Genomic DNA, 16166 nt, shown 5'->3' on the forward strand with positions numbered 1-16166 from the left:
CGAATCGGCCAGGTGCAATTTAGTGTGTGGTGCCTCCCAGAGTGCCGGTCAGGCCACCGAGTACGCCGCCCAGGCCACCGGTTGTGGTGCCGCCGGTGCTGGTGCCGCCGTTGAGCAGGCCTCCGACGGCGGCGACGGTACCGCCTACGTTGCTGACCACACCGCCGACCGCCGTGGTGACCGGGTTGTTGGTGGAAGCGATGGTCGCGCCGACTGTGCTGACCGCTCCGCCGACCTGACCGGTGAGACCGGCGACCGGTGCGCCCAGGCCCGTCGAGGCGCCGACTTGTTGAGTCACGCTGGTGACCGCAGTGGTCACCGGATTAAGCCCTGCGCCCACAGTGGCCCCTACTGTCGCCAGCGGCGAGGTGGTGCCAGTGATCGGTGTGCCCGAGCCGCCGAGTACGGTGTTGAGCGAGGCGATGGTGTTGCCCAGCGAAGCGGTGGTGACGCCACCGGCACTGACCGCACCGTTGGTGTTGCCTGCGTTCAGACCGCCGCCGACATTGACCACGGCGCCGCCAACAGTTTGCAGCAGGCCGGTACCGCCCAGACCGCCACCCAGACCGCCGCCCAAGCCACCACCGGACGTGCTGCCGTTGTCGACCAGCCCGCCGGCTTTGCCGACCGTGGTGCCGACGTTGGTCAGGGCGCCGCCGACGGTATTGGTCAGGGCATTGCCGCTGCCGGCGCCGGTAACCTGACCGCCCAAGCTTTTGACTGCGCCACCGACCTGGCCGATGACGCCATTGAGCGGAGCGCCGAGGCCAGTCGTATCGCCGACTTTGTCGGTGGTGCTTTCAACCATCGCAATCACGGGTACCAGGCCGTTGCCGACGCTCTTGGTCACTGAGCCGAGCGGACCGGTGGTGGTGGCCAGGCTCAGGGTGTCGCCGAGCATGGTGACTTTTTCGCCGACGCCGTCGAGCACCGGTGCGACTTTGGTGACCACACCGCCGACGACCGGAACGCTGCCGGTGGCGGTCGCCAGTTTGCCGCTCAGGTCAGAGACGCCGGTGCCGACATCTGCCACTACGCCGCCCACCGAGGAGGCAGTGACGCCCAGGCCATTGTCGACTGTGCCCAGCTTGCCGATGCCGTTGGCCACGCCATTACCCAAGGTGCTGACCACATTGCCGGCGGTGTTGGCCGCGCTTTGCACGACGCCACCGACGACCGGAACGGTGCTCAGCGAATCGCCGACCTGGCCGACGCCATCACCGACGCCGGAGACGGTTTTGCCGACATCCTGCACCAGGGTCGTGGTTACCAGCGGCGTCGTGGTCGGGTTGGTTGGATTCGTGGGGTCAGTAGGATTCGTTGGATTGGTCGGTTTGGTTGGATCAGTACCGCCAGTTGTACCCGTTCCGCCCGTTCCACCGGTACCGCCTGTGCCAGCGGTATCACCGGTGCCACCAGTACCTCCAGTACCGCTCGTGCCGCTGGTTCCGCCAGTGCCTGAGGTTGCACTGTCTGGCGAAGAGCTGCCGGAGCTGCTGTGATGGCCGCCACCGCCGCTGCTGCAGCCCGCGAGACCAAGGGAGAGGATCAATGCCAGCGCTGTTGCCGATTTGCACCACACTTGAGTTTTCATGATTGAGATTCCTTGCACCTGTCACAACGTTCGTTGCATTCGATGGCTCACCGATCTGTTGCCGGTGATGCCTCGTCCGTGGTGCCAATCTCAATCGCGCCGCAGGTTCCGACCATTCTCAAGTTGGTATTAACGCCTTTATATATAAGGCGCGGTGCAGCGCCTAAGGACTAATACCCAGGTTATAAACGCGCAAAAAAAAGCCTTGAGAATCAAGGCTGGGTGTTTTTCAGCGCGCGATGCGCGGCGCGGAAAAACTTAAGTGATATACACACAATTTACAGGCTTGGCGAACCCTCAGCGGATAGAAAACCTCTGGCGAAGGATCAGGCAATCGGCTGCCACTGCCCGACCATGTGCTCCAGGTCCCCGGCGCCGATCAGACGCAATTCTCCACTCGACCCCGGCGCAGTCGCCAGCAGCGAAACCTCACTGGGCAGGCGCACCGGTTTGCGAAAGTGCACGGCCACTTCAAGGTTGGCCTTGGGCAAGTGATCGGAAAGGGCCGCAAGCGTTCGCGCCTTGTTCCACAACCCGTGGGCAATCGCGGTGGGAAAACCGAACAGCTTGGCGCTGACGGCGCTCAGGTGAATCAGGTTGTAGTCGCCCGAGACTTTGGCGTATTGCCGACCGATGTCGGCCGGCGCTTTCCATTGCGCCACCTGCGTCAACACCTGCGTGGGCTCCCAGCTTTGCTCGACGGGTTCACCATCAAGTTTCACCCCGCGACAGAGCATCTGGCTTTCGGCTTCCCACAGCGGCCCGAGTTGATCATCCAGCGTGGTCAGCAAGTCGAAGGTCGCGCCTTTGGGATGCGGTTGCAGGTTGTGCACCCGGACACTGACTTGCGCGCGGCTGATCCCGCCCATCGGCCGCAATACACGGATGCGGTTGCTCAGGTGAATCAGCCCCAGCAACGGGAACGGAAAATCCTTTGCCGTGAGCAATTGCATCTGCAGCGCGAACGCAAGGATATGTGGATAAGTCGGCGGTAACAGTCCGTCATCGGCAAAGCTGCAGACTTGGCGATAGGCCGCCAGTTTCTGCGCGTCGACATCGACCCAGCAGCGCAAACCGCTGTCGGGCAGTTGGGTGCCGGTGATCTTGCGGCGCGTCGCGGCCCGCGCATACAGCCCGGGCAGGCTCGGTTCGCGGTCGAGGGTGTGCCATTCAATGCTCATGTCTACGCCCCCAGAACACTTTGTCCACAGACCCGCAGCGCCTGGCCGGTGAACGCGCCGGTGCCCGGTTGTGCCAGCCACGCGACGGCTTCGGCGACGTCCTGCGGCAAGCCGCCCTGGCCCAGCGAACTCATGCGCCGCCCGGCCTCACGCAGGCCGAACGGGATGTGTGCGGTCATTTGGGTTTCGATGAAGCCCGGCGCCACGGCGTTGATGCTGATGCCGCGCTCGAGCAGTGTCGGCGCCCAGGCTTGGGCGAGGCCAATCAAACCGGCCTTGCTCGCGGCGTAGTTGGTCTGTCCGCGATTGCCGGCGATACCGCTGATCGACGCCAGCAGAATCACCCGCGCATGGTCGTGCAGAGTGCCGCTGTCGAGCAGGGCCTTGGTCAGCACTTGCGGGGCATTGAGGTTGACCGCCAGCACCGCGTCCCAGAATTCCGGGGTCATGTTGGTCAGGGTCTTGTCACGGGTGATGCCGGCGTTGTGCACCAGTATGTCGAGGCCGTCCGGCAACTGTTCGATCAGCTGCGCAGCGGCGTCTTCGGCACAGATGTCGAGGGTGATCGCCCGGCCGCCGAGCCGCGCGGCGAGGGCGTCCAGATCAGTCTTGGCCGGTGGTACGTCGAGCAGAATCACCTCGGCGCCATCGCGGGCCAGGGTCTCGGCAATCGACGCGCCGATCCCGCGGGCCGCGCCGGTAACCAGCGCCTTGCGTCCGGCCAGTGGTCGCGTCCAGTCGGTAACTTGTGTGGCGCACGCGGTCAGGCGAATCACCTGCCCGGAGACAAAGGCACTCTTGGGCGAGAGGAAAAACCGCAGCGGGCCTTCCAGTTGTTCCTCAGCGCCGTCACCGACATAAATCAGTTGCAGCGTGCCGCCGCTGCGCAGCTCCTTGGCCAGTGAGCGCGAGAAACCTTCGAGCGCCCGTTGCGCGCTGGACGCGAAGGGATCGCGCAGGTTTTCCGGGGCGCGGCCGAGAATCACCAGATGCGCGCTGTTCTCGAGATTTTTCATTAGCGGCTGGAAGAATTCGCGCAGCTGTTTGAGCTGGTCGGTGTGCTGCAGGTCGCTGGCGTCGAACACCACGGCCTTGAGTTTCGGCCCATGCCCGGGAATCCACGCAGTGGCCAGCGAAGGTTCGGTGCCGTAGCTGTAGATCGCATCGGTCAGGCGGTTGGCGAACGCATTGACGCGTTCAGCCAGCGGCCCGCCGCCAATCAGCAGCGCGCCGTCCACCGGGCGCAGGCGTCCGGCCTGCCAGCGTTCCAGCCGCACCGGCGACGGCAGGCCCAAAGCCCCGACCAAACGGTGGCCGATGGACGAGTTGGCGAAGTCGATATAGCGGTCAGACATGGAACGCTCTCCAAAAGTTGGGGTTCAAAGTGTGGACTACCCACGGCAATCAATCGTTCGATCCACGCAATAAGGCCTACGCTAGAACAGCAGAGTAGTTGGCCGCCGATGGTTTTGTGGCCGAACACAAATTCAGTAACAACGCTGAACCCTGCAGGGTGACCTGTGGTGGGGGGATTTATCCCTGATCGGCTGCGAAGCAGTCGCATAAGTGCGCGCGATGTCCCTGATGTATCGCGAGTGCAATGAGGGGGGCCGCTGCGCGACCCATCGGGGATGAATCCCCTCACTACAGGTCACTCCTACAAGGGTTTCAGGTGAATTCGACCATTTGGAAAAGGAGCTTTTCATGAGTCAGCTGCGCCGCGTCGCCATCATCGGTGGTAACCGTATCCCTTTCGCCCGTTCCAACGGGCCGTACGCCACTGCCAGCAATCAGGTGATGCTTACCGCTGCCCTTGAAGGCCTGATCGAACGCTACAACCTGCACGGCCTGCGCATCGGCGAAGTGGTGGCGGGTGCGGTGCTTAAATTGTCACGGGATATGAATCTGACCCGCGAATGCGTGCTCGGCTCACGACTGTCACCCACCACCCCGGCCTATGACATCCAGCAAGCCTGCGGCACCGGGCTGGAAGCCGCCTTGCTGGTGGCGAACAAGATCGCCCTCGGCCAGATCGATTGCGGCATTGCTGGCGGCGTCGATACCACGTCGGACGCGCCGATCGGCGTCAGTGAAGGCCTGCGCAAGATTCTTTTGCAGGCCAACCGCGCCAAGACCACCGGCGACAAGCTGAAAACCTTCCTGCAGCTGCGGCCCAAAGACCTGATCCCGGAGCTCCCGCGCAATGGTGAGCCGCGCACCGGTCTGTCGATGGGGCAGCACTGCGAGTTGATGGCGCAGACCTGGAACATCCCCCGTGAAGAGCAGGATCAACTCGCTCTGGAAAGCCATCAAAAACTCGCTGCGTCTTACGGCGAAGGCTGGCACAACGACCTGATGACGCCGTTCCTCGGTCTGACCCGCGACAACAACCTGCGCCCCGACCTGACCCTGGAAAAACTCGCCGCGCTCAAACCGGCCTTCGAAAAAAGCGCCAAGGGCACGCTGACGGCGGGCAACTCCACGCCGCTCACCGATGGTGCTTCGGTGGTGCTGCTGGCGAGTGAGGAATGGGCGAAGGAGCGTGGCTTGCCAATCCTCGCCTATCTGCGCGACGGCGAAGCGGCGGCGGTGGATTTCGTCAACGGCGCCGAAGGCCTGTTAATGGCGCCGGTGTATGCGGTGCCGCGTCTGCTGGCCCGCAACGGGCTGACCTTGCAGGACTTCGACTACTACGAAATTCACGAAGCGTTCGCCGCGCAGGTGCTGTGTACGCTCAAGGCCTGGGAAGACTCTGAATACTGCAAGACCCGCCTCGGGCTGGACGCGCCGCTGGGCTCGATCGACCGCAGCCGGCTGAATGTCAAAGGCAGTTCGCTGGCGGCGGGGCATCCGTTTGCCGCGACCGGCGGGCGGATCGTCGCCAACCTGGCGAAACTGCTGGATGCGGCGGGCAAGGGACGCGGGCTGATCTCGATCTGCGCGGCTGGCGGCCAGGGCGTCACCGCGATCATCGAACGCTGAGCATCGTTTACTGTGGGAGCGAGCTTGCTCGCGAAGGGGCTGTGGCAGTCGCCGTCATTGTGTCTGACACACTGCCTTCGCGAGCAATCCCGCTGCCACGGGGATTGGTGTCGTGTCAGATTCTGTCGCAAATGCCCTCGACGGCCGATAACTACAAACAAGGTGTGCTCAGCTATGATCCACAATGGCCGATTATTTCGGCACAGTGTGTGCATCCACAGGGTTCACAGGTCGGCAACCCCTCCCCGTGGCGCGAGGATTGCCGTATAACGAGTGACATTCGCGTGTTTGGTAATAAAGGACCCACAATAAAAGCTGATGAAGACTCCAAAACGCATTGAACCCCTGATCGAAGACGGTCTGGTCGACGAAGTGCTGCGCCCACTCATGAGTGGTAAAGAAGCAGCTGTTTATGTGGTGCGCTGCGGTAACCAGTTACGTTGCGCGAAGGTCTACAAGGAGGCGAACAAACGCAGTTTTCGCCAGGCGGCCGAGTATCAGGAAGGCCGCAAGGTGCGTAACAGCCGGCAGGCCCGGGCGATGGCCAAGGGCTCGAAATTCGGTCGCAAAGAGACCGAAGATGCCTGGCAGAACGCCGAAGTCGCGGCGCTGTTCCGTCTGGCCGGTGCCGGCGTGCGAGTGCCCAAGCCGTACGATTTTCTCGATGGCGTGCTGCTGATGGAACTGGTGGCCGACGAATACGGCGACGCCGCGCCGCGTCTGAACGACGTGGTGCTGGAGCCGGATCAGGCCCGCGAATATCACGCGTTCCTGATCTCGCAGATCGTACTGATGTTGTGTACCGGTCTGGTGCACGGTGACCTCTCGGAGTTCAACGTACTGCTGACCCCGACAGGTCCTGTGATCATCGACCTGCCGCAGGCGGTGGATGCGGCGGGCAACAACCATGCATTCAGCATGCTGGAGCGGGATGTCGGCAACATGGCTTCGTACTTCGGGCGCTTTGCCCCGGAGTTGAAGCAGACCAAGTACGCCAAGGAAATGTGGGCGTTGTACGAAGCTGGCATCTTGCACCCGAACAGTGTGCTGACCGGCGAGTTCGACGATCCGGAAGACCTGGCCGACGTCGGCGGCGTGTTGCGCGAGATCGAAGCGGCGCGTCTGGATGAAGAGCGCAAGCAGGCGATCCGTGCGGCGGATGACGAGCCGAAGGGCAAGTCCGACGAACCACCGCCGCCACCGTGGATGCAGTAAGCGTTTAAAAAAAACCGGCTTCGGCCGGTTTTTTTGTGCCTGCCCCATTGCCAGAACCACCGCAGATCCCCTGCAGGAATGAGCCTGCTCGAAAACGCCGCAGGTCCCTTGTCGGAGTGAGCCTGCTCGCGATGGCGGCGTGTCATTTAGCAAGAGTGTTGTCTGACCCACCGCCATCGCGAGCAGGCTCACTCCTACAAGGGATTTATGGTGTTCTTGAAATGCGTATGGGACTCTTGTCAGCCCTCGCACACTCAAGGATTGAATGTGAACGCCCGCCTGATCATCACCGCCCGGCTGATCTCCGACTTCGGCGCCTTTCTCAACATGGTCGCGCTGGCGACTTACGTCTACCTGCTGAGCAACAGCGCCATGAGCGTCGGGATATTCCTGGCCAGCCGTGTCGGCGGGGGGATTTTCGCCAGTCTGATCGGCACACGGTTCTATCGACGCTGGAATGGCCGGGTGCCGTTGATCGCCTTCGATCTGCTGCGTGCGGCGCTGCTCGGCGGGCTGTTGATCTTGCCGGTCAGCCAGCAGGCTTTGCTGTTGCCGGTGATCGCCTTTGGTCTGGGCTTTGGCAACTCGATGTTCGCCATCGGCCTCAACAGCCAGTTGCCGCGGCTGATCGAACCGGCGCAGCTCCTGAAAACCAATGCCTGGATCACCTCGGCGTCATCGGCGGCGATGGTCGGCGGCAGCCTGGTCTCCGGTTTGCTGGTGGCGGCATTCGGTTTCGAAACGGTGTTCGCGCTCAACGCACTGACCTATTTGCTGGCGGCGCTGTTGATCGCACCGTTGCGCTTCGCCGCCTCAGTGATCGACGAACAATCGGCCAGCGAACACGGTGAATGGCCAGCCCTCAGGCAAGGTCTGCGCAGTGCCCCGGTGATCGCGGCGATGCTTGCTGTGACCATGGCCGATACCTTGGGCAGCGCTGCACACAACGTCGGCTTCCCGATCATTTCCAAATTACTGACACCGGACTCGGCCAGCACCACGCTGGGCCTGATGCTGGCGGTGTGGGCCAGCGGCAAACTGCTTGGTGCGCGGATTGCCAGTCGCCTGGAAGGCTCGGACAACTGCCATCTGGAGCGGCGGTTTTTCTTCGGCGTGGCGTTGATGTCCTGCGGTTTCATCCTGATGTTCCAGCAGCACAGCCTCTATGGTCTGTTGCTGTTTTCGTTGCCTGCGGGGTTGGGCGACGGCTTTTCCGAAGTCGGCCTGATGTCGCGCCTGCAACGTGAACCGGAGCATTTGCGCCTGCCGATCTTCAGCTTCCTGACCTTGCTGCAAATGACCGGGTTCGGCGTCGGCATGCTGATTGCCGCGCCGTTCTATGGCTGGTGGACACCGGGTGCCGTGGTGCTGCTGTTCCACGGCATCCCGCTTGGTACGTTGTTGACGGTCAAAGGGTTGGCGCTCAGGCGCGCGCGGGTTGCGCGCAGCAGCCCGACGCCAGTTCCTTGAGGATCGGGCAATCGGGGCGATGGTCGCCATTACAGTGTTCGACCAAATCCTGCAGGGTGTCGCGCAACTCGCCGAGTTCGCGGATCTTCTGGTTCAACTCGTCGATGTGCTGACGTGCCAGGGCTTTCACATCAGCGCTGGCGCGTTGGCGATCCTGCCAGAGGGTCAGCAGCTTGCCGACTTCTTCCAGGGAAAACCCCAGATCCCGCGAACGCTTGATGAACGCCAGCGTGTGCAAGTCATCCTCGCCGTAGACCCGGTAGCCGCTGTCGGTGCGATGGGCGGCCTTGAGCAGGCCGATCGACTCGTAATAGCGGATCATCTTTGCGCTCAGGCCACTGTGCCGGGCCGCTTGGCCGATGTTCATCGGTGCTCCTCCAGGTCCTTCGGTTTCCAGGTTTTCAACAGTAGCGCATTGCTCACCACGCTGACGCTCGACAGTGCCATCGCTGCACCGGCCAGCACCGGGTTGAGGAAGCCGAACGCCGCCAACGGAATGCCGATCAGGTTGTAGACGAACGCCCAGAACAGATTCTGGCGGATCTTCGCGTAGGTCTTGCGGCTGATCTCCAGCGCTGCTGGCACCAGACGTGGGTCGCCGCGCATCAAGGTGATGCCGGCCGCGTGCATCGCCACGTCGGTGCCGCCGCCCATGGCAATGCCGATGTCGGCCGCCGCCAGTGCCGGGGCGTCGTTGATGCCATCGCCGACCATCGCCACCACTCCGGTTTTCTTCAGTTCGGTGACGGTGGCGGCTTTGTCGGCGGGCAGCACTTCGGCGTGGACATTCTTGATGCCCAAAGCCTCGGCGACGACTTTCGCGCTACCACGGTTGTCGCCCGTCAGCAGATGGCTGTGGATATCTCGGGCTGCGAGTTGTTGCACCGCTTGCAGTGCGCCGGGCTTGAGTGTGTCACCGAAGGCGAACAACCCGAGCACACGCGGTTCAGGGCTTTGCTCGATCAGCCACGACAAGGTCCGGCCTTCGGTTTCCCACGCCTTGGCAGATTCGGCGAGATTGCCGGCGCTCAAACCGCTTTCTTCCAGCAAAAGCCGGTTGCCCAGTGCGAGGCGCCGCCCCTCAAGATTGCCGGCGATACCACGCCCGGTCAGGGATTGGCTGTCGCTGACATCGGGCACGCTCAGGTCGCGCTCGGCCGCCGCGTCCAGTACCGCTTTGGCCAGTGGATGCTCACTGCCGCGCTGCAGGGCGCCGGCCAGTTGCAACGCTGAGTTTTCATCGCCGTCCAGTGCACTGAAATGCGCGATTCGCGGGGTGCCGGAGGTCAGGGTGCCGGTTTTGTCGAACACCACCGTGCTGACTTCATGGGCACGCTCCAGTGCTTCGGCGTCCTTGATCAGAATGCCGTGACGCGCAGCCACGCCGGTGCCGGCCATGATCGCCGTCGGGGTAGCGAGGCCGAGCGCACAGGGGCACGCGATCACCAGCACGGCGACGGCATTGATCAACGCGGTTTCCATGGGCGCGCCGTACAGCCACCAACTGATCAGTGTCGCCAAAGCGATCAGCAACACGGTGGGCACGAACACCTGACTGACTTTATCCACCAGTTTCTGGATCGGCGCTTTCGCCGCCTGAGCGTCCTCCACCAGCCGGATTATCCGCGCCAGCACGCTTTCTGCGCCAAGGGCGGTGGTGCGCACCAGAAGGCGACCTTCGCCGTTGATCGCACCGCCAGTGACCTTGTCGCCGGGTTGTTTCGGCACCGGCAGGCTTTCGCCGCTGATCAGCGCTTCGTCAGCGTGGCTCTGGCCTTCCAGCACTTCGCCGTCAACGGGGAAGCGTTCGCCGGGTTTGACCAAGACCTGATCGTTCAGGCGCAGGGCGCTGATCGCAACGTCCTGCTCGTGGCCGTCGATCACTTGAATCGCCCGTTCCGGGCGCAAGGCTTCCAGCGCGCGGATGGCGCTGGCGGTCTGGCGCTTGGCGCGGCTTTCCAGGTATTTGCCGAGCAGCACCAAGGCGATGACCACCGCCGACGCTTCGAAATACAGATGCGGCATGCGCCCGGCGGCGGTGGCCCATTCGTACAGGCTCAAGCCATAACCGGCGCTGGTGCCGAGGGCTACCAGCAAGTCCATGTTGCCTGCCCCGGCGCGCACGGCTTTCCACGCGGCGACATAGAAACGTGCACCGAAAATGAATTGCACCGGCGTGGCGAGGGCAAATTGCGCCCAGGCCGGGAGCATCCAGTGAATGCCGAACGGTTGCAGCAGCATCGGCAACACCAGCGGCAACGCCAGGGCGATCGCGCAGATCAATGCCCAACGCTCATGTTGCAGGCGCTGTTGCTGATTATCGGTGGCAGGGTGTTCAGCCTGCCAGACGCTGGCCGAGTAACCCGCCTTGCTCACAGTGTCGAGCAGCGACTGCAGATCGATCTGACCGAGCAACTCGAGGTGAGCGCGTTCGTTGGCAAGGTTGACGCTGACGCTCTTCACTCCCGGCACTTTGTTCAGGGCACGTTCGACACGGCCGACACACGACGCGCAGGTCATGCCTTCGATGCTCAGTTCGATAGTTTGCTGCGGGACGCTGTAACCAGCACGCTCCACCGCCTCCATCAACGCCGGCAAGCTGTCGCCCGGCGCCTGGACGCGAGCCTGTTCGGTGGCGAGATTGACGCTGACGGCACTGGCGCCGCTGACTTTGCTCAACGCCCGCTCGACACGCCCGGCGCAACTGGCGCAGGTCATGCCGGCTATCGGCAGATCGAAAGTGGTGGAATCGGACATCGGTCGTACTCCCTGTAGTAGATGCCTACAAGGATCAACCTTGCCATTCGGGCAAGGTCAAGCGCCAATCTTTGGCTCACCACAAAACAACTGTGGGAGCGAGCTTGCTCGCGAAAGCGGTGTGTCAGTCAATATCATCACTGAATAACACACTGCTTTCGCGAGCAGGCTCGCTCCCACATTTTGTGGTTTTGCTCAGTATTCGAGGGCGGCAGGTCGCAGGTACAAACCTTTGGCAGACGTCGCGATCCGGTACTTCACCACGTCCCCGGCCTTGAGCGTGATCTCCTGAGCCGGCGGTGCCAGCATGCCTGGCTTGCAACCCGGCACCTGGCTCGGCTCAAGTTTCAGGCGAATGGAAAACGTGCCGTGTTGCAGGTTGAACGAGGTGGACTGCTCCTGCAGCAGGCGTCCGGCAAACTGGTCCTGAATGTACACGCCGATCTCGCAGGAGGTCGGTACTTCGAGGCGCTCGCGCGAGATGATCAGAACCGCGTAGTCCTCGCCGGTCGCGTTGGCCTGGGGCAGGGCGGCAAAGAGGCTGAGCAAGCCAAACAGGCTGAAAGCTGACCAGCGCATGGCTGAATCTCCTGAGTTTGAGTCATTGATGCACGCAGCTTGGCTGAGCGCGACGCCGATTGCCAGCCCGGCCGTTTCTTGCAGAACTTGACCTTGCCATGGTGGCAAGCTCGACACTGCCGGCAATCTCACTCAAAGGAGTCAATCCATGCAAGTGTTCAACGTTCAAGGCATGTCCTGCGGCCACTGCGTCAAAGCCATCACCAACGCGGTGCAGGCAAAGGATCCGGCGGCCAGCGTGCGGGTCGATCTGGCGGCCAAAGAGGTTGGTGTTGAAAGTGCGCTGAGTGCTGAGCAGGTCATGGAGGTCATCAGCGAAGAAGGCTACGCCGTCAAACTCGCCTGACGTTTTTATAGTTAGCGAGCTATCGGAATGTTCAAGGCGTCCGGGCGCGGCTAGACTGTCGGGCTGCCGACTTGCCAACCTGGATGCCTGATGAACTTCCGTACCATTCTGATTCTCGGTGCCTTGACCGCCTTCGGGCCCTTGGCGATCGACTTCTATCTACCTGCATTTCCTTCCATGGCGCTGGCGTTCGGCACCGATGAGAAGCACGTGCAGATGACGCTGGCAGCCTATTTCGCCGGATTGTCGATTGGCCAACTGGCTTATGGTCCGGTGGCGGATCGCTTTGGCCGGCGGATCCCGTTGCTCACCGGTCTGGCGTTGTTCACGCTGGCGTCACTGGCCTGCGCGTATGCGCCGAATCTGGAATGGCTGATCGGTGCTCGCTTTGTCCAGGCGTTGGGCGGCTGTGCGGGGATGGTGATTTCCCGGGCGGTAGTCAGCGACAAGTGCGACGCGGTGGGGTCGGCGAAAGTCTTTTCGCAGTTGATGCTGGTGATGGGCTTGGCACCGATTCTGGCACCGATGCTCGGTGGCTTGCTGGTCAATACCACGGGCTGGCAGTCGATTTTCCTCGTGCTGACCGGGTTCAGCGCCCTGGCCGGACTGGCGGTGGCGCTCGGCCTGCCGGAAAGCATGCCGGCTCATATGCCGCGTCAGCCGTTATCCGGTGCACTGCGCCAGTACGGCCGCCTGCTGAAGGATCGGGTCTATCTCGGTCACGCCCTGACCGGTGGTATCGCCATTGCCGGGATGTTCGCTTACATCGCCGGTTCACCGTTCATCTTCATCAAACTGTACGGCGTGCCGGCCGAGCATTTCGGCTGGCTGTTCGGCACCAACGCGGCGGGGTTCATTCTGGTGGCGCAGGTCAATGCGCGGCTGCTGGCCAAGCGTGGCCCGGCATTTCTGCTGTCGCGGGCGGTCTGGGTTTACCTGTGTGCCGGGCTGGCGCTGCTCGCGGTGAGTGTCTTGCACACCGAAGCCTTGTGGCCGCTGCTGATTCCATTGTTTATCTGTGTCTCCAGCCTTGGCTGCATCAGCCCCAACGCGGCGGCTTGTGCAATGAATGGACAGGGCGCTCGCGCCGGCAGTGCATCGGCGTTGCTCGGCTGCATGCAGTTCAGCGTCGCCGCTGGTGCTTCGGCACTGGTGGGGGTATTGCACGACGGCACCGCCGTGCCGATGGCGATGGTCATCAGCCTGTGCGGTTTACTGGTCGTGAGCGTCGCGATGCTCACCCGCCGCCTGCAGAATGCCCGCGCATTGGCGCAAGCCCAGGCCGAGGCGTAAAAGGCTCAGCCAGCCGCGCGTTGCTGGCTGCGGTCGGGAATCTGATGGGGCGCGCAGAGTCGCGCTTCGAGGGTGCGGGTGAAGGCGAGAGCCTCGGCTTCACTGCGAAATGTCACGGCATGCTGGTCGAGACGAACCTGCCATTGGGACTTTGCCACTTCTTTTATCAGGATCTTCATTGCTGACCTCCCTTGTGTAAAAGATGCATCGCAGAGATTTCGATTGTAGACCTGAATACGATCGCATTTGTGACAACGGTCAAGCATCTGACTGACGGCAAAAACCAGCGCCAGCCCTGACGGGAGCTGGCGCTCGTTATGACCTTCAAATTCTCAGAAACTTTCTAAAACAATTTTGCCCTTGGCTTTGCCACTTTCCAGCAGTTCATGCGCGCGACGCAGATTTGCCGCATTGATCTTGCCGAAATGCTCGCCCACCGTGGTCTTCAACGTCCCCGCATCAATCAGCTCGGCCACGCGGTTGAGCAGTGAGTGCTGCTCGATCATGTCCGGGGTTTCGAACAGCGAGCGGGTGTACATGAATTCCCAGTGCAGCGACAGGCTCTTGCGCTTGAGCTTGGTCACGTCGAGCGACTTCGGATCGTCGATCAGCGCCAGTTTGCCTTGCGGCGCCAACGCCTCGACCAGTTGATCGAGGTGATGATCGGTCTGGGTCAGGCTGGCGACGTGGGTTACGTGGTCGATCCCGGTGCGCTTGAGCTCTTCGCTCAGCGGCTGGCTGTGGTCGATCACCAGATCGGCGCCCAGCTCAGTCACCCAGTCGCGGGTCTGCGCGCGGGAGGCCGTGCCAATCACTTTCAGGCCGGTCAATTGTTTGGCCAGTTGGGTGAGGATCGAGCCGACCCCACCGGCAGCGCCGACGATCAGCAGGCTCTGGCCTTCAGCGGCTTTGCCCTCGCGAACCTGCAGGCGTTCGAACAACAGTTCCCAGGCAGTGATGGCGGTCAACGGCAGGGCGGCGGCTTCGGCGAAACCGAGGGACTTGGGCATGTGGCCGACAATCCGCTCATCGACCACGTGCAGTTCGCTGTTGCCCCCGGCGCGGGCGATGGAGCCGGCGTAGAAGACTTTGTCGCCGGCCTTGAACAGACTCACTTCGTTGCCGACAGCCTTGACCACACCGGCGACGTCCCAGCCCAGCACTTTCGCCGCGCCGTTTTCCGGGGCCACGTTCTGCCGCACCTTGGTGTCGACCGGGTTGACCGAGATAGCTTTGACTTCTACCAGCAGGTCGCGCGGGCCGGCGACCGGTTCTGGCAGTTCGATGTCCTGCAGGGATTTTTCGTCGCTGATCGGCAGGGAGGCGTAATAGGCGATGGCTTTCATGACTTGCTCCGTAACGGTAATAGAAGAAGGGCTCAGGCGATGGCGCCCAGGCGTTTCAATTGGAAGTGTTCGATGCAATGGGCCGCAGTCGCCTGGAAGTTCAGGAAATGCGCACTGGCGTTGTGCGCCGAGAGGATCTCCTCGCTGGCCCAGTGCTCGATCACATAAAAGGTCAGCGGATCGGCCAGGTCGCGATGCAGGTCGTACTGGCTGCAGCCTGCTTCGGCGCGGCTGGGCTCAACCAGTTCACGCAGGGCGTTTTCGAGGGTGTCCTGCTGGCCTGGCTTGGCGATCAGGGTGGCGATGGCGGTGAATGGCTGGGACATGCTCGGCTCCAGAGAAGCGGGATGAATTCGATGGAGCAGATGATTGGCTATTTCTCGGCGCGATAAAACCGGCTAAAAGAGCAGTCTCTTTCAATATTTTTTTGATAATCGAGGCTGAGAATGCTGCGTTTCGATGATTTGCAGTTGTTCGTTCGCGCGGCGGACCTGGGCAGTCTGTCGGCGGCGGCGCGGGTCATGGACATGTCCGCTGCTGTCGCCAGTGCTGCGCTCAAGCGCATCGAACAGCAACTGGGCGCACGTCTGCTGGCCCGTTCGACCCGCAGCCTGCGCCTGACCGCCGAGGGCGAAGGCTTTCTCGAATATGCCCGCGCCGCGTTGAGCCAACTGGATGAGGGGCGACGCTACCTGTCCAGCGCGCAGGATCAGGTCAGCGGGATCCTGCAACTGTCGGCGCCTTCGGACTTCGGCCGCAACCTGTTGCTGCCGTGGCTCGACGAGTTTCAGCGCGAGCACCCGAAGCTGACCGTGCGCCTGCTGCTCGGTGACCGCATCGCCGATCTGTTCCGCCAGCCCGTGGACATCGCGCTGCGCTACGGCGAACCGGAAGACTCCAGCCTGGTCGCCTTGCCGATCGCCCCGCACAACCGCCGCGTGCTCTGTGCATCGCCGGCGTACCTGGCGCGCCACGGCGAACCGCGTCAGCTCGAACAACTGGCTCAGCACAATTGCCTGCTGTACATGCTCGGCAGCCGGGTGCACGACCATTGGAGCTTTCATGACGGCAAACGTGAAGTCGGCCTGACGGTCAGCGGTGACCGCTTCAGTGATGACGCCGACGTGGTGCGCTTGTGGGCAGTGGCAGGGGCGGGGATCGCCTACAAGTCGTGGCTCGATGTCGGCGCGGATGTCCTCGCCGGGCGACTCAAAGTGCTGCTGCCGGAACTGCAGTGCGAGCGCGCTCCGCTGAATCTGTTGTGCGCCCATCGCGCGCAATTGAGTAAGCCGGTGAACCTTTTAAGGGAAATGCTCGCCAGCCGATGCGCCGAATTGAGTAGTCAATTTCCGCATTTCCCGAAAGTTGATCATTAGTCGCAGGCAATTAGCGAAATTTCTCTC

15 protein-coding genes are annotated in these 16166 nt (G+C 62.4%); 6 read left to right on the plus strand and 9 right to left on the minus strand.

The genetic code is table 11. From position 1 onward, the window contains the following. Positions 1-19: 19 nt before the first annotated feature. From QMK55_RS16860 to QMK55_RS16870, 3 genes are all read right to left on the minus strand, one after another. Positions 20-1594, minus strand: coding sequence for a collagen-like triple helix repeat-containing protein (locus QMK55_RS16860; RefSeq protein ID WP_102357070.1), 1575 nt, complete (start codon positions 1592-1594; stop codon positions 20-22). Between the two features lie 326 nt (positions 1595-1920). After that, positions 1921-2775, minus strand: a complete 855-nt coding sequence (locus QMK55_RS16865) for a MaoC family dehydratase (RefSeq protein WP_320329604.1) — start codon at positions 2773-2775, stop codon at positions 1921-1923. A 2-nt stretch (positions 2776-2777) separates the two neighbouring features. Further along, a complete protein-coding gene (locus tag QMK55_RS16870; protein ID WP_320329605.1) occupies positions 2778-4130 on the minus strand; it encodes a 3-oxoacyl-ACP reductase in 1353 nt (450 codons plus the stop codon). Positions 4131-4479: 349 nt separating this feature from the next. On the opposite strand from QMK55_RS16870, the gene QMK55_RS16875 reads away from it, so the two are divergent. The 3 genes from QMK55_RS16875 to QMK55_RS16885 all read left to right on the plus strand — a co-directional run bounded on the left by QMK55_RS16875 (position 4480) and on the right by QMK55_RS16885 (position 8442). Next, complete coding sequence (locus tag QMK55_RS16875; RefSeq protein ID WP_320329606.1) at positions 4480-5757, plus strand: acetyl-CoA C-acetyltransferase; 1278 nt, start codon at positions 4480-4482, stop codon at positions 5755-5757. Between the two features lie 318 nt (positions 5758-6075). Further along, entirely contained in the window at positions 6076-6972 is an 897-nt protein-coding gene (locus QMK55_RS16880; protein ID WP_102357064.1) for a PA4780 family RIO1-like protein kinase, read from the plus strand. Positions 6973-7239: 267 nt separating this feature from the next. Continuing rightward, entirely contained in the window at positions 7240-8442 is a 1203-nt protein-coding gene (locus tag QMK55_RS16885) for an MFS transporter (RefSeq protein ID WP_320329607.1), read from the plus strand. On the opposite strand, the gene cueR is transcribed toward QMK55_RS16885, so the two are convergent. The 3 genes from cueR to QMK55_RS16900 form a co-directional block, all read right to left on the minus strand. Next, entirely contained in the window at positions 8396-8809 is a 414-nt protein-coding gene (gene cueR / locus QMK55_RS16890) for a Cu(I)-responsive transcriptional regulator (RefSeq protein WP_102357061.1), read from the minus strand. The two genes, QMK55_RS16885 and cueR, sit on opposite strands and share 47 nt — an antisense overlap. Next, on the minus strand, positions 8806-11199 hold the full coding sequence (locus QMK55_RS16895) for a heavy metal translocating P-type ATPase (protein ID WP_320329608.1): 2394 nt from the start codon (positions 11197-11199) through the stop codon (positions 8806-8808). The genes cueR and QMK55_RS16895 overlap by 4 nt, the downstream gene beginning before the upstream one ends. Before the next feature lie 195 nt (positions 11200-11394). Further along, on the minus strand, positions 11395-11778 hold the full coding sequence (locus tag QMK55_RS16900) for a hypothetical protein (RefSeq protein ID WP_025111720.1): 384 nt from the start codon (positions 11776-11778) through the stop codon (positions 11395-11397). A 148-nt stretch (positions 11779-11926) separates the two neighbouring features. Here QMK55_RS16900 and QMK55_RS16905 point away from each other — a divergent pair, with 148 nt between their 5' ends. Together QMK55_RS16905 and QMK55_RS16910 are read left to right on the plus strand one after the other, a co-directional pair. Beyond that, positions 11927-12124, plus strand: coding sequence for a cation transporter (locus QMK55_RS16905; protein WP_102357058.1), 198 nt, complete (start codon positions 11927-11929; stop codon positions 12122-12124). A gap of 90 nt (positions 12125-12214) precedes the next feature. Then, positions 12215-13417, plus strand: coding sequence for a multidrug effflux MFS transporter (locus QMK55_RS16910; RefSeq protein ID WP_102357056.1), 1203 nt, complete (start codon positions 12215-12217; stop codon positions 13415-13417). Positions 13418-13422: 5 nt separating this feature from the next. On the opposite strand, the gene QMK55_RS16915 is transcribed toward QMK55_RS16910, so the two are convergent. The 3 genes from QMK55_RS16915 to QMK55_RS16925 form a co-directional block, all read right to left on the minus strand. Beyond that, positions 13423-13596, minus strand: a complete 174-nt coding sequence (locus QMK55_RS16915; RefSeq protein ID WP_007914687.1) for a hypothetical protein — start codon at positions 13594-13596, stop codon at positions 13423-13425. Positions 13597-13749: 153 nt separating this feature from the next. Further along, entirely contained in the window at positions 13750-14763 is a 1014-nt protein-coding gene (locus QMK55_RS16920) for a zinc-binding alcohol dehydrogenase family protein (protein WP_102357055.1), read from the minus strand. A 32-nt stretch (positions 14764-14795) separates the two neighbouring features. Next, positions 14796-15089, minus strand: coding sequence for a putative quinol monooxygenase (locus QMK55_RS16925; RefSeq protein ID WP_102357053.1), 294 nt, complete (start codon positions 15087-15089; stop codon positions 14796-14798). Between the two features lie 120 nt (positions 15090-15209). Here QMK55_RS16925 and QMK55_RS16930 point away from each other — a divergent pair, with 120 nt between their 5' ends. Next, on the plus strand, positions 15210-16139 hold the full coding sequence (locus QMK55_RS16930) for a LysR family transcriptional regulator (RefSeq protein ID WP_320329609.1): 930 nt from the start codon (positions 15210-15212) through the stop codon (positions 16137-16139). The last annotated feature ends 27 nt before the right edge of the window (positions 16140-16166 follow it).

The organism is Pseudomonas sp. P8_229 (assembly GCF_034008635.1).
In the GTDB taxonomy this organism is placed as follows: domain Bacteria; phylum Pseudomonadota; class Gammaproteobacteria; order Pseudomonadales; family Pseudomonadaceae; genus Aquipseudomonas.

What these genes read in the sequence shown, in the direction of transcription:
- QMK55_RS16905 (WP_102357058.1), top strand. Translation starts at nt 11,927, where the DNA reads ATGCAAGTGTTCAACGTTCAAGGCATGTCCTGCGGCCACTGCGTCAAA.
- QMK55_RS16920 (WP_102357055.1), bottom strand. Translation starts at nt 14,763, where the DNA reads ATGAAAGCCATCGCCTATTACGCCTCCCTGCCGATCAGCGACGAAAAA.
- QMK55_RS16930 (WP_320329609.1), top strand. Translation starts at nt 15,210, where the DNA reads ATGCTGCGTTTCGATGATTTGCAGTTGTTCGTTCGCGCGGCGGACCTG.
- QMK55_RS16900 (WP_025111720.1), bottom strand. Translation starts at nt 11,778, where the DNA reads ATGCGCTGGTCAGCTTTCAGCCTGTTTGGCTTGCTCAGCCTCTTTGCC.
- QMK55_RS16880 (WP_102357064.1), top strand. Translation starts at nt 6,076, where the DNA reads ATGAAGACTCCAAAACGCATTGAACCCCTGATCGAAGACGGTCTGGTC.
- QMK55_RS16895 (WP_320329608.1), bottom strand. Translation starts at nt 11,199, where the DNA reads ATGTCCGATTCCACCACTTTCGATCTGCCGATAGCCGGCATGACCTGC.
- QMK55_RS16870 (WP_320329605.1), bottom strand. Translation starts at nt 4,130, where the DNA reads ATGTCTGACCGCTATATCGACTTCGCCAACTCGTCCATCGGCCACCGT.
- QMK55_RS16910 (WP_102357056.1), top strand. Translation starts at nt 12,215, where the DNA reads ATGAACTTCCGTACCATTCTGATTCTCGGTGCCTTGACCGCCTTCGGG.
- QMK55_RS16915 (WP_007914687.1), bottom strand. Translation starts at nt 13,596, where the DNA reads ATGAAGATCCTGATAAAAGAAGTGGCAAAGTCCCAATGGCAGGTTCGT.
- QMK55_RS16860 (WP_102357070.1), bottom strand. Translation starts at nt 1,594, where the DNA reads ATGAAAACTCAAGTGTGGTGCAAATCGGCAACAGCGCTGGCATTGATC.
- QMK55_RS16875 (WP_320329606.1), top strand. Translation starts at nt 4,480, where the DNA reads ATGAGTCAGCTGCGCCGCGTCGCCATCATCGGTGGTAACCGTATCCCT.
- QMK55_RS16925 (WP_102357053.1), bottom strand. Translation starts at nt 15,089, where the DNA reads ATGTCCCAGCCATTCACCGCCATCGCCACCCTGATCGCCAAGCCAGGC.
- QMK55_RS16865 (WP_320329604.1), bottom strand. Translation starts at nt 2,775, where the DNA reads ATGAGCATTGAATGGCACACCCTCGACCGCGAACCGAGCCTGCCCGGG.
- cueR (WP_102357061.1), bottom strand. Translation starts at nt 8,809, where the DNA reads ATGAACATCGGCCAAGCGGCCCGGCACAGTGGCCTGAGCGCAAAGATG.